The organism is Lysinibacillus sp. EB106-09-02-XG168 (assembly GCF_058791475.1).
On record NZ_JBYTDN010000003.1, the window covers coordinates 211,759 to 226,677 of the forward strand.

The window sequence follows — 14,919 nt, forward strand, 5'->3', positions numbered from 1 at the left end:
AGCGTGTTTTTTATGGTAGTCAAAACAAATATTCGTGCACCACGTGGGAATGAATTATCATGTAAAGGTTGGACACAAGAAGCTGCAATGCGTATGTTAATGAACAATCTAGATCCTGAAGTAGCAGAAAATCCAGATGAGCTTATTGTCTATGGTGGAATCGGTAAAGCGGCGCGTAATTGGGAGAGTTATGAGCAAATTATCGCGTCATTAAAAGAATTAGAGAATGATGAAACACTTCTTATTCAATCAGGAAAGCCGGTAGCTGTATTCCGTACACATGAACATGCGCCACGTGTATTAATTGCAAATTCTAATTTAGTACCGTCGTGGGCAAATTGGGAGCATTTTTATGAGTTAGAGGACCGTGATTTAATGATGTACGGTCAAATGACTGCTGGTAGTTGGATTTATATTGGCGCTCAAGGCATTTTACAAGGAACATACTTATCATTCGTAGAGGCAGGCAAAAAAGTATTTGGCACAGCGGATTTACGCGGCAAATTCATCCTTACGGGTGGTATGGGTGGCATGAGTGGTGCACAGCCTTTAGCAGGGAAAATGGCTGGTGCTGTCATTTTAGTAGTCGAAGTGGAACGTGCTCGAATTGAACGTAAAATTAAAGAGGGTTACTGTGATTATCTTGTAGAGACAGTTGATGAAGCGATTGAATTAGTCAATAAACTACGTGACCAAAAAGAGCCTGCGTCAATTGGTCTTGTTGGCAACTGTGCAGACGTTAATCGTGAGCTATTGAACCGTGGAATTATCCCTGATTTTGTCACAGACCAAACATCTGCCCATGATCCGATCAATGGCTATGTTCCGAATGGTATGACGTTTGATGAAGCGATTGAATTGCGTAAAAGTGATGTAAAAACGTATGAGCGAAGAGCAAAAGAGACGATGGCTGAGCATGTTCGTACAATGCTTGAATTCCAACAAGCAGGTGCAGAAGTATTTGATTACGGTAATAATATTCGTGCTTATGCCAAGGAAATGGGTGTTACAAATGCCTTCGATTTCCCTGGTTTTGTTCCAGCGTATATTCGTCCATTGTTCTGTGAGGGGAAAGGGCCGTTCCGTTGGGCTGCACTTTCAGGTGATCCTGAGGACATTTATAAAACAGATGCACTTGCAAAAGAAATGTTTGCTGAAGATGAAGGTCTTGTGAATTGGATTGATATGGCGCAAAAGATGGTGAAATGGCAAGGGTTACCTGCACGAATTTGCTGGTTAGGTTATGGTGATCGTCATCGTTTTGCATTGAAGGTTAATGAAATGGTTGCCAATGGTGAGCTATCAGGACCGATTGTCTTTGGTCGTGATCATCTAGACTCTGGCTCTGTTGCATCGCCAAATCGTGAAACAGAGGGTATGCTTGATGGTACTGATGCAGTATCAGATTGGCCAATTTTAAATGCACTTGTTAATACAGCAAGTGGTGCAAGCTGGGTAAGTGTCCATCACGGTGGTGGTGTAGGAATGGGTTACTCGCAACATGCTGGCCAAGTGTTAGTAGCGGATGGTTCTGAGCTAGCTGCTGAGAAGATTGCACGAGTGTTAATTTCGGATCCAGGAATGGGTGTTGTGCGTCACGCAGATGCTGGCTATGAAATTGCTATTAATACAGCGAAAAACAAAGGTGTGCATATACCAATGTTAAAGGATGATGCTAAGTGACTATTTTAATAAAGAATGCAAACGAAGTGATCACGTTAAAAAGTGCCGTACAAGGTCCGCGTACAAAGGAACAAATGCGTGACATTGCAATAGTGGAAAATGGTAGTGTTTTAATGGAGGGGAATAGCATTATAGCAGTAGGTTCTATTGAACAGCTAGAAGCGGATTTCCCTGATTTTGTAAAGGTTGCTGAAGTTATTGACGCATCGGGTAAGATTGTTATGCCGGGTCTCGTCGATTGTCATACGCATTTAGTTCACGGAGGTACACGTGAGCAGGAGTTTAATATGCGTCTCAATGGTGCCACATACATGGAAATTATGAATGCGGGTGGCGGAATTCATGCTACAACAAAGCGTACACGAGAAACTAGCTTTGGTGATTTATATGAAAAAGCGATGAATCATTTAGATGTGTTTTTAAAGCATGGTGTTACAACGGTTGAGGCGAAATCAGGCTATGGCTTGGATTGGGAAACTGAAAAGAAACAACTAGAAGTGACAAAGGAATTGCAAGCTACACATGATATTGATGTCGTTAGTACCTTTATGGGGGCGCATGCGGTGCCGCGTGACTATAAAGGACGTGAGGATGAATTTGTGGATCTAGTCATTCATGATATGTTACCGAAAGTAGCTGAGCTAAACCTTGCAGAATTCAATGATGTATTTTGTGAAAAAGGTGTATTTACGCCAGAACAATCACGACGCATTTTAGAGGCTGGGAAAGCGTTGGGGTTAACACCGAAAATTCATGCAGATGAAATTGAACCTTATGAGGGAGCGGAGCTTGCTGCAGAAATAGGAGCTATTTCTGCGGAGCACTTATTAGTCGCTTCTGATGAAGGGATTCAAAAAATGGCTGAAGCTGGCACGATTGCTGTGTTGCTACCTGGAACAGCATTCTTCTTACGTGCACCATTCGCGAGAGGACGCCTGATGATTGATGAAGGGGTACCTGTAGCTATTTCGACTGACTTTAACCCTGGCTCATCTCCAACGATGAGTCTGCCATTTATTATGAATTTAGCTTGTATGCACATGGGGATGACATTAGAGGAAGTGTTAACGGCGACAACCGTTAATGCAGCGTATGCACTTAACCGTGAACATCAAATTGGCTCCCTTGAAGCGGGCAAACAAGCTGACGTCATTATATTGGATGTGGCCAATTACAAGCAATTGCAATATTTCTATGGTATGAATCATACGAATACTGTCATTAAAAATGGGCGAGTTGTCGTACAGAATGGAATTCTTTTGAAAAATCAACTAGTAAATTAAATAATAAAAAAGGCATAAATAAGGCAGAAATGCTTTGTTTATGCTTTTTTTATGGAAAGCTGTTCTTCTTATTCTTTTTTATAAAAATTGTTGAAATTGTTAACTGGAAAAGTTATCATGTTATTAAATAGTAATTATTGATTTGCAAATTACTGATAGCGATTTATAGAAAATATAATGAAGTATAGTTCCAAATTTATATATGACATTTGTTAAACAAATACCGTATATAAGTCGATTGGAGTGGGGCTGGGCGACTCCTTGGGGATTAGCGATATAGAGCAACGAAGGCTAAAAGCATCACGCCATGTGTTAACGCCTTCGTGACCAACATCCTGCTGTCGCTACGCTTTCGCACAAACAAAACCCTCTGCTGCCGCTACGTTAACACTACGCTTTCGCGCAAAAAAATCTGTTGGCCTGAGAATCTGCAGCGAAGCGAAGCGTCAGTAACAAAGCGCCCAGCCGGAACGGAAATCGACCACACGTTATGGTGGTGATTATAAAGAAGTAAAACAAATACTTGCTCTATCTAAACCTTCTTCATCATTCCTACAAAACATTGAATCAAAGGAGTTATCTTAAAATGACAAAATATCGTTCACAAGAAGAAGTTCTTGCGAATTATGATTCTTCTAAATATAAAACACCTGATGGATATACATCAGATATCGCAATTTTTACAATAACATCCGAAAAAGTAGAGGAAAAAGCACCTCCGATGATGACGCTTAAAATCATGTTGATTAAACGGGCCGAAAAAGATCATGAAGAAAAACCAAATATCGAAGGGGGAAAATGGGCGCTTCCAGGTGGATTTGTAGATGCGACAAAAAAGGAAACCGCCTATATGGCTGCTAAAAGAGAATTGAAGGAGGAAACGAATGTAGATAGTCTACACATTAAGCACTTTGGTGTCTACGATGATATAGATCGAGATCCTCGAGGTTGGATGATTTCAAATGCCTTTTATGCAATCGTTCCGGAAGTATACATTGACCAACGTCAAGCCAGTGACGATGCGGTAGAAGTAGAGCTTTTCGATATAAATGAAGTGTTCAAACTCGATTTAGCCTTTGATCATCGGAAAATTATTTCGGACGCTTTAGAATTTATTAAGAAAGATATGATACAAACAACAGTTGCTAAAAATTTTTTACCGAAAGAATTTACGTTATCTGAACTACAGAGAGTTTTATTGACAGTGGGAGATGATCCGCGTATTTCAAACGATTCGGTGTTCTTTACAAAAGCGCCTAAACTGCCTTTTATTGAAAAAGTTTTAGATGGAGATGGGAAACCTAAGAAAACAAAAAGAAATTCATTCAGACCATCGCAATTATATTCTTTTAATGACTTCGAAATAGTAGAGTCAATTTATCATTAGGAAAGCATCAGTCTTTCCTAATTAATTTTCAATATACTAATTTGTAATTTAATAATTACTAATTAAGTGAGAAATTGGAGTGATGGAAATATGTCAAAGCGTGCATTGATTAATATTGATTATACAGTGGATTTTGTAGCTCAAGATGGAGCCCTAACTTGCGGGAAATCAGGGCAACTATTGGAAGGGGTAAATACACAATTAACAAAGGAATTTATGTCAAACGGCGATTTTGTAGTTTTCGCTATTGATGTTCATGAAAAAGAAGATAGCTATCACCCAGAAACAAAGCTTTTCCCTCCTCACAATATTCGAGGTGCAAGGGGGAGAGAACTATATGGTTCATTAAAAGAGTTATATGAAGGAAATAAAGAATTAGATCATGTCTACTATTTGGATAAAACCAGATATTCTGCTTTTGCAGGTACGGATTTAGAGATTAAATTGCGTGAAAGAGGCATTACTGAACTGCATTTAATTGGTGTATGTACGGATATTTGCGTTCTTCATACAGCGTTAGATGCCTATAATAAAGGATTTAGCATTGTTATTCATAAAGATGCAGTAGCGTCTTTTAATCAAGCAGGGCATGAGTGGGCGTTAGGACATTTCGAGGATTCTCTCGGAGCTACTATTTTATAAACGGAGGAGGAGCGGGGGATGAAATATGCAGACGATAGCTTCATGTTGCACACGGATTTATACCAAATAAATATGGTGGAAACGTACTGGAACGATGGTACACAAAATCGAACAGCGGTTTTTGAACTATACTTTCGACAACTTCCGTTCGGGAATGGCTATGCGATATTTGCAGGCTTAAAAAAGATAATGGAGTTTATCAAAAACTTTGGTTTTTCAAATAGTGATATTCAATATTTACGCGAGGAAGGAGAATACTCAGAGGAATTTCTTAAATACCTTCAAAATCTAAAATTTACAGGTACTATTTCTGCAATGAGGGAAGGTGAACTAGTATTTGCAAATGAACCCATTTTACGAATTGAAGCCCCATTGGCAGAAGCTCAGTTAATGGAGACACCTTTATTGAACATCGTTAATTACCAAACTCTTATTGCAACGAAGGCTTCGCGCATTAAACAAGTAATTGGAAAGGATATCGCGATGGAATTCGGTACTCGTCGAGCGCATGAATTTGATGCAGCGATTTGGGGAACTCGTGCAGCTTATATTGGTGGATTTTCTGCAACTAGCAATGTCAGAGCTGGAAAATTATTTGGCATTCCTGTCTCAGGTACTCATGCACATGCCATGATACAGGCATATCGTGATGAATACACTGCATTTACAAAATATGCAAATACGCATAGAGATTGCGTTTTCTTAGTAGATACGTATGATACGTTACGTTCGGGTGTCCCTAACGCAATTCGGGCCGCAAAGGAGTTTGGAGATAAAATCAATTTTGTAGGAATCCGGCTGGACAGCGGAGACTTGGCTTATCTGTCAAAAAAAGCAAGGGAAATGCTAGATGAAGCTGGCTTCACTGAAGCAAAAGTTATAGCATCTAATGATTTGGACGAATACACGATTATTAATTTGAAGTCTCAAGGGGCTAAAATCGATATATGGGGAATCGGAACGAAGCTCATTACAGGCTACGATCAAGCAGCTCTTGGTGGCGTATACAAATTAGTATCTATTGAGGATGAAAACGGGAAAATGGTCGATACCATCAAAATTTCCGGAAATCCGGAAAAAGTAACGACTCCAGGCCGCAAACGTATTTATCGAATTATTAATACAGCCAATGGTCATGCTGAAGGAGATTATATTGCATTGGACTACGAAAACCCGCAAGAGGAAAAACGCTTGAAAATGTTTCACCCTGTTCATACTTATATCAGTAAATTTGTGACGGATTTTACAGCGAAAGAATTACATCAAGACCTTGTGGTAAGTGGATCTATTTTGTACAAAGAACCAACACTTCAAGAAATTCAAGTATATGTAGAGGAGAATTTACATCTACTATGGAGTGAGTACAAAAGAACAATGAATCCAGAAGAGTATCCGGTCGATTTAAGTCAAGCGTGCTGGGATAATAAAATGACAAGAATTAAAGAAATTAAAGAAAAAGTCACGAAGATGATGAATGGGAGAAACTAATAGAGAAGTGGAATGGGAGGTAGGAAATGGCGAAAATAGGGATTTACGGATCATCTTTTGATCCAATTACAAATGTTCACCTTTGGACTGCAAGCACAGTCGCACATCGTTGCAAATTAGATAAAGTGATCTTTTTACCTTGCTCAAACAAACGAAAAGACAAGGAGATAAAAACAAAGAATACGCATCGCTGGAATATGCTGCATTTGGCTATTGCTAAGGATGAGCGTTTTATTGCAGATTCATATGAAATGGAGCAAGAAGGCTGGAATATTTATACGTATGACACGATGAAATATTTTAGAGAACAACACCCGAATGATGAAATTCATTTTATTATGGGCGCTGATTTATTAGTTGATATTGGTGCAGGATTGTGGAAAAGGGGAGATGCGTTAGTAGCTGAGAATAAATTTATTGTAATGGCAAGGCACGGAATAGATATGTTATCAACAATTAGTCGTTCTCCTATTTTGAGGAATCATGATGATGGAAGATTCCATTTAATTGATAAAGGGTTAGCGATGGAAATTAGCTCTACCTATATTCGAGAAGAATTTGCAATGGGTGGTGAACCAAGATACCTACTCCCTGAAGCTTGTTATGACTATATTAAAGAGCATAATCTTTATCAAAAATAATCAAGCTAGGGTCGATACATGAGAGTGCGGGATAATACCGCGCTTCGCTATTTGCTGAAAAGCTGTATGGATAATTTAATCGATAGACCCCGCCGTGTAGGATATTGCAAGGAGCATCAGAACGGTCCTGTTTTTCGTTCGGGGAGAGGTTTACTTTGGATGAAAAATAATCAAAATATATTTCATTATAATTAAGGTAGGGTTTTAAAGGTTTTACATCGCTATACTTTTTTGATGCAGCTTTCCTACAAATACTAATGATCAGGAGTTGTTGATTCTTCACGGAGAATGTCGACTCCTACGGGATGAGCTTGCGCTGAAAGCACCAACTCAGAGTGGAAATCAACATTAGTTTAATGATACGTATTATTTTATGTTTATTTTGGTCGATAAGTTGTTGATTGTAGTGAAGGCTGGGCGACTCCTTGGGGATTAGCGTCACAGATGAGACCCTGCAGCGAAGCGAAGCGGCTCATCGGACGCCCCTAGGAAAGCGCCCAGCTGAAACGGAAATCAACCTCACGTTATGTGACGAGACTTTTATTTCGAAAAGATGGTGAACTTTCTCATTTGTTGTCTAGGGTAAGATATAATAAATCTAAGTGATATAGAAACAGGTTTTGTGTATAACCTTTTGTAAAACACAATGATTTAATGTCAGAAAGGAATTCTTAGAAGTGCAGCTTACATTAACATTTCTTATTTTAGGAGCGACAATTTTTGCATTTGTGACTAATAAAGTACGAGCGGACCTCGTTGCGATTGTGTCACTTCTAGCATTTGTCATTACGGATATTTTAACACCCGCAGAAGCATTAGCTGGTTTTTCAAACTCTGTAGTTTTAATGATTGCAGGGCTGTTTGTCGTGGGTGCAGGAATTTTACGAACAGGACTTGCAGGGATGGCAGGGCAATTGTTGCTAAAGTGGTCAGGTAATAGTGAGTTGAAATTATTTGTATTATTGCTCATTATTGTAGGTTCTGTCGGTGCATTTATGAGTAATACAGGTACTGTAGCTTTGATGATGCCGATAGTTGTTAGTATTGCGATTAGCATGAAAGTAAGTCCGTCAAAATTTTTACTACCACTTTCTTATGTTGCAAGTCTTTCTGGGCTTATGACACTTATTGCTTCACCGACAAATCTTATCGTTAGTCAGTTATTGGTCGATCGTGGTTACAATAAACTAGGTTTTTTCGAAGTAACACCCATCGGTATTGTAGGGATGATTGTTGGTATTACCTATTTAGTACTTGTGCGCAACATTCTTTTACCAAATGAAAAAAGTCGTACACAAACAAAAGCTGATTATAGACTATCTCCGAAGAAAATTATTAAGCAATATGATTTAAATAATCGTTTGTTTAAAGTGTTTGTGCCCGAGGATTCGTCGATTATTGACGCAACATTAGCAGAATTGAAGCTTCCGGCCAAATATACGCTTTGTATGATGAAAATTCACCGACGATCTCAAGAAGGTATAAATTTTTTACCAGTGACATATCAGGAAATGGCAGGTCCGACAAGTGTGATCCATGCCAAAGATGAATTGTACGTCCAAGGTGAGGAAGAGAATATTCGTCGTTTTGCTTCTGATTATAGTCTGGAGATGCAGGAACTGGCTGAAGGAGAGGCTGATGAATTAGTATCGAAGCATCTTGGTATTGCTGAGGTATTATTGACACCAAATTCTAGCTTTATTAATAAGACCGTAAGCACCCTAGGCTTCCGGGAGAAATATAATCTTAATATAATTGGCATCAATCGTAGAGGTGGCTATAAGCTGCAAGATATGGTGACGCATAAATTAAAATTTGGAGATGCCGTTTTAGTACAAGGTGCATGGGATGAAATTTTATTACTTGCAAGGGAAACACAGGATGTCGTTGTTGTTGGTCAGCCAAAAGAGCATGCTAGTGTAGCTGCAGCGACGGGGAAAGCCGGTATTGCAGGTATCATTATGCTTTTAATGATTGTGCTAATGGCTTTTGAAATTTTCCCTGCTGTTATTTCCGTTATGATTGGCGCCGTATTGATGATATTAACAGGTTGTTTACGTAATATGGAAGATGCATACAGCAATATGAATTTTGAGAGTATTGTACTTGTAGCTGCAATGCTTCCGATGGCGACTGCATTGGAAAAAACAGGTGGTATGGCCATCTTATCTGATGGTATTATTAATGCGCTTGGAAACTATGGACCTTACGGAGTACTGATCGGAGTTTACGTTTTAACTGCAGTCTTTGGTCAGTTTATTAGTAATACAGCCACTGCTGTATTATTCGCACCGATTGCGATGAATGCTGCGATTGCGATGGGAGCAAGTCCAACGACATTTATGATTGCTGTTGCTGTAGCAGCAAGTATGGCGTTTGTTACTCCGATTGCTTCCCCAACAAATGCGCTAGTTATGACAGCTGGCGGTTATAAGTTTATGGACTTTGTGAAGATTGGAATACCATTACAGATTATTATGTTTATCGTTATGATGCTGGCAATTCCATTTTTCTTTCCATTTTAAAAGCTCGGTTTCTATACCGAGTTTTTTATTTATTTTTTATGAAATCTATTAATTTTTTATTGATGGTTATGTTAAAATTCTATTTTAGATACTAATAAAAAGTTAAATTAACTAAAGATGTAGAGTTTAATGATAATTTTTTTCGTAAATATATAAATAGGAAGTTTTTCAATGAAATGAAAAAGTATAAAATTTTATTAGAAAAAGTGTTGACCTTTTTGAATCAGGAGTGTAATATTATACGAGTCGCTAAGATAACTTCTGAAAAACAATTAAATTAAATGAAATTAGTTGTTGACATCGGGTTTGTAGCGTGTTATTATATAAGAGTTGCTGCTGAAAAGTGGTGACGAAATGAACCTTGAAAACTGAACAAGCAAAACGTAATCAATAAAGTTTTTAGTAGCTAACCTTGAGTTGGTGAACGAAACAAAATTTTGGACATCAAACATGATGCCAGCAAAACAATTTGAGCTAATCAAATTTCTTTTATGGAGAGTTTGATCCTGGCTCAGGACGAACGCTGGCGGCGTGCCTAATACATGCAAGTCGAGCGAACAGAAAAGGAGCTTGCTCCTTTGACGTTAGCGGCGGACGGGTGAGTAACACGTGGGCAACCTACCTTATAGTTTGGGATAACTCCGGGAAACCGGGGCTAATACCGAATAATCTATTTTACTTCATGGTGAAATACTGAAAGACGGTCTCGGCTGTCGCTATAAGATGGGCCCGCGGCGCATTAGCTAGTTGGTGAGGTAACGGCTCACCAAGGCGACGATGCGTAGCCGACCTGAGAGGGTGATCGGCCACACTGGGACTGAGACACGGCCCAGACTCCTACGGGAGGCAGCAGTAGGGAATCTTCCACAATGGGCGAAAGCCTGATGGAGCAACGCCGCGTGAGTGAAGAAGGTTTTCGGATCGTAAAACTCTGTTGTAAGGGAAGAATAAGTACAGTAGTAACTGGCTGTACCTTGACGGTACCTTATTAGAAAGCCACGGCTAACTACGTGCCAGCAGCCGCGGTAATACGTAGGTGGCAAGCGTTGTCCGGAATTATTGGGCGTAAAGCGCGCGCAGGCGGTCCTTTAAGTCTGATGTGAAAGCCCACGGCTCAACCGTGGAGGGTCATTGGAAACTGGGGGACTTGAGTGCAGAAGAGGAAAGTGGAATTCCAAGTGTAGCGGTGAAATGCGTAGAGATTTGGAGGAACACCAGTGGCGAAGGCGACTTTCTGGTCTGTAACTGACGCTGAGGCGCGAAAGCGTGGGGAGCAAACAGGATTAGATACCCTGGTAGTCCACGCCGTAAACGATGAGTGCTAAGTGTTAGGGGGTTTCCGCCCCTTAGTGCTGCAGCTAACGCATTAAGCACTCCGCCTGGGGAGTACGGTCGCAAGACTGAAACTCAAAGGAATTGACGGGGGCCCGCACAAGCGGTGGAGCATGTGGTTTAATTCGAAGCAACGCGAAGAACCTTACCAGGTCTTGACATCCCGTTGACCACTGTAGAGATATGGTTTTCCCTTCGGGGACAACGGTGACAGGTGGTGCATGGTTGTCGTCAGCTCGTGTCGTGAGATGTTGGGTTAAGTCCCGCAACGAGCGCAACCCTTGATCTTAGTTGCCATCATTTAGTTGGGCACTCTAAGGTGACTGCCGGTGACAAACCGGAGGAAGGTGGGGATGACGTCAAATCATCATGCCCCTTATGACCTGGGCTACACACGTGCTACAATGGACGATACAAACGGTTGCCAACTCGCGAGAGGGAGCTAATCCGATAAAGTCGTTCTCAGTTCGGATTGTAGGCTGCAACTCGCCTACATGAAGCCGGAATCGCTAGTAATCGCGGATCAGCATGCCGCGGTGAATACGTTCCCGGGCCTTGTACACACCGCCCGTCACACCACGAGAGTTTGTAACACCCGAAGTCGGTGGGGTAACCTTTTGGAGCCAGCCGCCGAAGGTGGGATAGATGATTGGGGTGAAGTCGTAACAAGGTAGCCGTATCGGAAGGTGCGGCTGGATCACCTCCTTTCTAAGGATATTTTCGGAATACAAACCTAGGGTTTGTAAGATTACGTTTTGCGTTCAGTTTTGAAGGTTCATTCTTCTGAATGAAATACTTCAAAACTTGTTCTTTGAAAACTGGATAAAACGACATTGAAATTGTAACAAACACATTTATTTTTTAAGTTTTTTATAGGCTTAATAACTTGGTTAAGTTATTAAGGGCGCACGGCGAATGCCTTGGCACTAGGAGCCGATGAAGGACGGCACTAACACCGATATGCTTCGGGGAGCTGTAAGTGAGCTTTGATCCGGAGATTTCCGAATGGGGGAACCCACTACGTTTAATCGCGTAGTATCTTGACGTGAATACATAGCGTCTTGAAGGCAGACCCAGGGAACTGAAACATCTAAGTACCTGGAGGAAGAGAAAGAAAAATCGATTCCCTGAGTAGCGGCGAGCGAAACGGGAAGAGCCCAAACCAAGAGGCTTGCCTCTTGGGGTTGTAGGACACTCTATACGGAGTTACAAAAGAGCGAGTTAGATGAAGCGACTTGGAAAGGTCCGCCAGAGCAGGTAAAAGCCCTGTAGTCGAAAGTTCGTTCTCTCCTGAGTGGATCCTGAGTACGGCGGAACACGTGAAATTCCGTCGGAATCCGGGAGGACCATCTCCCAAGGCTAAATACTACCTAGTGACCGATAGTGAACCAGTACCGTGAGGGAAAGGTGAAAAGCACCCCGGAAGGGGAGTGAAAGAGATCCTGAAACCGTGTGCCTACAAGTAGTTAGAGCCCGTTAATGGGTGATAGCGTGCCTTTTGTAGAATGAACCGGCGAGTTACGATTACGTGCGAGGTTAAGCTTTAGAAGGCGGAGCCGCAGCGAAAGCGAGTCTGAATAGGGCGAAATAGTACGTGGTCGTAGACCCGAAACCAGGTGATCTACCCATGTCCAGGGTGAAGGTGAGGTAACACTTACTGGAGGCCCGAACCCACGCACGTTGAAAAGTGCGGGGATGAGGTGTGGGTAGCGGAGAAATTCCAATCGAACTTGGAGATAGCTGGTTCTCTCCGAAATAGCTTTAGGGCTAGCCTCGTGATGAGAATACTGGAGGTAGAGCACTGTTTGGACTAGGGGGCCATCCCGGTTTACCGAATTCAGACAAACTCCGAATGCCAGATATTTATACACGGGAGTCAGACTGCGAGTGATAAGATCCGTAGTCAAAAGGGAAACAGCCCAGACCACCAGCTAAGGTCCCAAAGTAATCGTTAAGTGGAAAAGGATGTGGCGTTGCACAGACAACCAGGATGTTGGCTTAGAAGCAGCCATCATTTAAAGAGTGCGTAATAGCTCACTGGTCGAGTGACGCTGCGCCGAAAATGTATCGGGGCTAAACGATTCACCGAAGCTGTGGATTGACATCTACGATGTCAGTGGTAGGAGAGCGTTCTAAGTGCGTTGAAGTCAGATCGGAAGGACTGGTGGAGCGCTTAGAAGTGAGAATGCCGGTATGAGTAGCGAAAGACGGGTGAGAATCCCGTCCACCGTATGACTAAGGTTTCCTGAGGAAGGCTCGTCCGCTCAGGGTTAGTCGGGACCTAAGCCGAGGCCGATAGGCGTAGGCGATGGACAACAGGTTGATATTCCTGTACCACCTCCTCACCGTTTGAGAAATGGGGGGACGCAGTAGGATAGGGTAAGCGCGCTGTTGGATATGCGCGTCCAAGCAGTAAGGCGTGTGTGTAGGCAAATCCGCACACTGTAACGTTGAGCTGTGATGGCGAGTCCGTATGGACGAAGTTCCTGATTTCACACTGCCAAGAAAAGCCTCTATCGAGGTGAGAGGTGCCCGTACCGCAAACCGACACAGGTAGTCGAGGAGAGAATCCTAAGGTGTGCGAGAGAACTCTCGTTAAGGAACTCGGCAAAATGACCCCGTAACTTCGGGAGAAGGGGTGCTCTTGAGCGTGCAAGCGCATGAGAGCCGCAGTGAATAGGCCCAGGCGACTGTTTAGCAAAAACACAGGTCTCTGCAAAACCGTAAGGTGACGTATAGGGGCTGACGCCTGCCCGGTGCTGGAAGGTTAAGAGGAGTGGTTAGCGCAAGCGAAGCTGCGAATTGAAGCCCCAGTAAACGGCGGCCGTAACTATAACGGTCCTAAGGTAGCGAAATTCCTTGTCGGGTAAGTTCCGACCCGCACGAAAGGCGTAACGATCTGGGCACTGTCTCAACGAGAGACTCGGTGAAATTATAGTACCTGTGAAGATGCAGGTTACCCGCGACAGGACGGAAAGACCCCGTGGAGCTTTACTGTAGCCTGATATTGAATTTTGGTACAACTTGTACAGGATAGGTAGGAGCCAGAGATCTCGGAGCGCCAGCTTCGAAGGAGGCGTCGGTGGGATACTACCCTGGTTGTATTGAAATTCTAACCCATGCCCCTTAGCGGGGCAGGAGACAGTGTCAGGCGGACAGTTTGACTGGGGCGGTCGCCTCCTAAAAGGTAACGGAGGCGCCCAAAGGTTCCCTCAGAATGGTTGGAAATCATTCGTAGAGTGTAAAGGCACAAGGGAGCTTGACTGCGAGACCTACAAGTCGAGCAGGGTCGAAAGACGGGCTTAGTGATCCGGTGGTTCCGCATGGAAGGGCCATCGCTCAACGGATAAAAGCTACCCCGGGGATAACAGGCTTATCTCCCCCAAGAGTCCACATCGACGGGGAGGTTTGGCACCTCGATGTCGGCTCATCGCATCCTGGGGCTGTAGTCGGTCCCAAGGGTTGGGCTGTTCGCCCATTAAAGCGGTACGCGAGCTGGGTTCAGAACGTCGTGAGACAGTTCGGTCCCTATCCGTCGTGGGCGTAGGAAATTTGAGAGGAGCTGTCCTTAGTACGAGAGGACCGGGATGGACACACCGCTGGTGTACCAGTTGTCTTGCCAAAGGCATCGCTGGGTAGCTATGTGTGGACGGGATAAGTGCTGAAAGCATCTAAGCATGAAGCCCCCCTCAAGATGAGATTTCCCATTACGCAAGTAAGTAAGATCCCTCAAAGACGATGAGGTAGATAGGTTCGAGGTGGAAGTGTGGTGACACATGGAGCTGACGAATACTAATCGATCGAGGACTTAACCAACATGTTTGAAACATTCAATGAACCGTTTATCCAGTTTTGAAAGAACAATTTCTTTCATATAGGGTTTCAAGATACGAGTAGTTCGAGGAAGCGATGGAGAGAGGGAAGGAGCGTACTTAAGT

The 14,919-nt window shown here is 42.7% G+C and carries 8 protein-coding genes and 2 rRNA genes; 9 read left to right on the forward strand and 1 reads right to left on the reverse strand.

The features are described 5' to 3' along the window. Positions 1-12 precede the first annotated feature (12 nt). From hutU to nadD, 6 genes are all read left to right on the forward strand, one after another. Positions 13-1,683 carry a urocanate hydratase gene (gene hutU / locus AC3WSO_RS02145; protein WP_492528337.1) on the forward strand — a complete coding sequence of 557 codons (1,671 nt, stop codon included), beginning with the start codon at positions 13-15 and terminating at the stop codon, positions 1,681-1,683. Further along, on the forward strand, positions 1,680-2,966 hold the full coding sequence (hutI, locus tag AC3WSO_RS02150) for an imidazolonepropionase (protein ID WP_492528339.1): 1,287 nt from the start codon (positions 1,680-1,682) through the stop codon (positions 2,964-2,966). Before hutU ends, hutI begins: the two co-directional genes overlap by 4 nt. 586 nt (positions 2,967-3,552) lie before the next feature. After that, complete coding sequence (locus AC3WSO_RS02155; protein WP_492528341.1) at positions 3,553-4,353, forward strand: NUDIX domain-containing protein; 801 nt, start codon at positions 3,553-3,555, stop codon at positions 4,351-4,353. A gap of 90 nt (positions 4,354-4,443) precedes the next feature. After that, positions 4,444-4,995 (forward strand): cysteine hydrolase family protein, encoded by a 552-nt coding sequence (locus AC3WSO_RS02160; protein ID WP_492528343.1) that lies wholly within the window; start codon positions 4,444-4,446, stop codon positions 4,993-4,995. Between the two features lie 18 nt (positions 4,996-5,013). Then, positions 5,014-6,483, forward strand: a complete 1,470-nt coding sequence (locus tag AC3WSO_RS02165) for a nicotinate phosphoribosyltransferase (RefSeq protein WP_492528345.1) — start codon at positions 5,014-5,016, stop codon at positions 6,481-6,483. 26 nt (positions 6,484-6,509) lie between these two features. Continuing rightward, positions 6,510-7,124, forward strand: a complete 615-nt coding sequence (gene nadD / locus AC3WSO_RS02170; protein ID WP_492528347.1) for a nicotinate-nucleotide adenylyltransferase — start codon at positions 6,510-6,512, stop codon at positions 7,122-7,124. Here nadD and AC3WSO_RS02175 read toward each other — a convergent pair. Beyond that, positions 7,096-7,407: a hypothetical protein gene (locus AC3WSO_RS02175; RefSeq protein WP_492528349.1), complete on the reverse strand. Its 312-nt coding sequence runs from the start codon at positions 7,405-7,407 to the stop codon at positions 7,096-7,098. The genes nadD and AC3WSO_RS02175 overlap by 29 nt on opposite strands. A gap of 394 nt (positions 7,408-7,801) precedes the next feature. Here AC3WSO_RS02175 and AC3WSO_RS02180 point away from each other — a divergent pair, with 394 nt between their 5' ends. The 3 genes from AC3WSO_RS02180 (at position 7,802) to AC3WSO_RS02190 (ending at position 14,797) form a co-directional block, all read left to right on the forward strand. Continuing rightward, on the forward strand, positions 7,802-9,649 hold the full coding sequence (locus AC3WSO_RS02180) for an SLC13 family permease (RefSeq protein ID WP_492528351.1): 1,848 nt from the start codon (positions 7,802-7,804) through the stop codon (positions 9,647-9,649). Between the two features lie 488 nt (positions 9,650-10,137). Beyond that, positions 10,138-11,689 (forward strand): 16S ribosomal RNA (locus AC3WSO_RS02185). A gap of 180 nt (positions 11,690-11,869) precedes the next feature. Next, positions 11,870-14,797, forward strand: a 23S ribosomal RNA gene (locus tag AC3WSO_RS02190). Together the 16S and 23S rRNA genes form the textbook arrangement of a ribosomal RNA operon. The last annotated feature ends 122 nt before the right edge of the window (positions 14,798-14,919 follow it).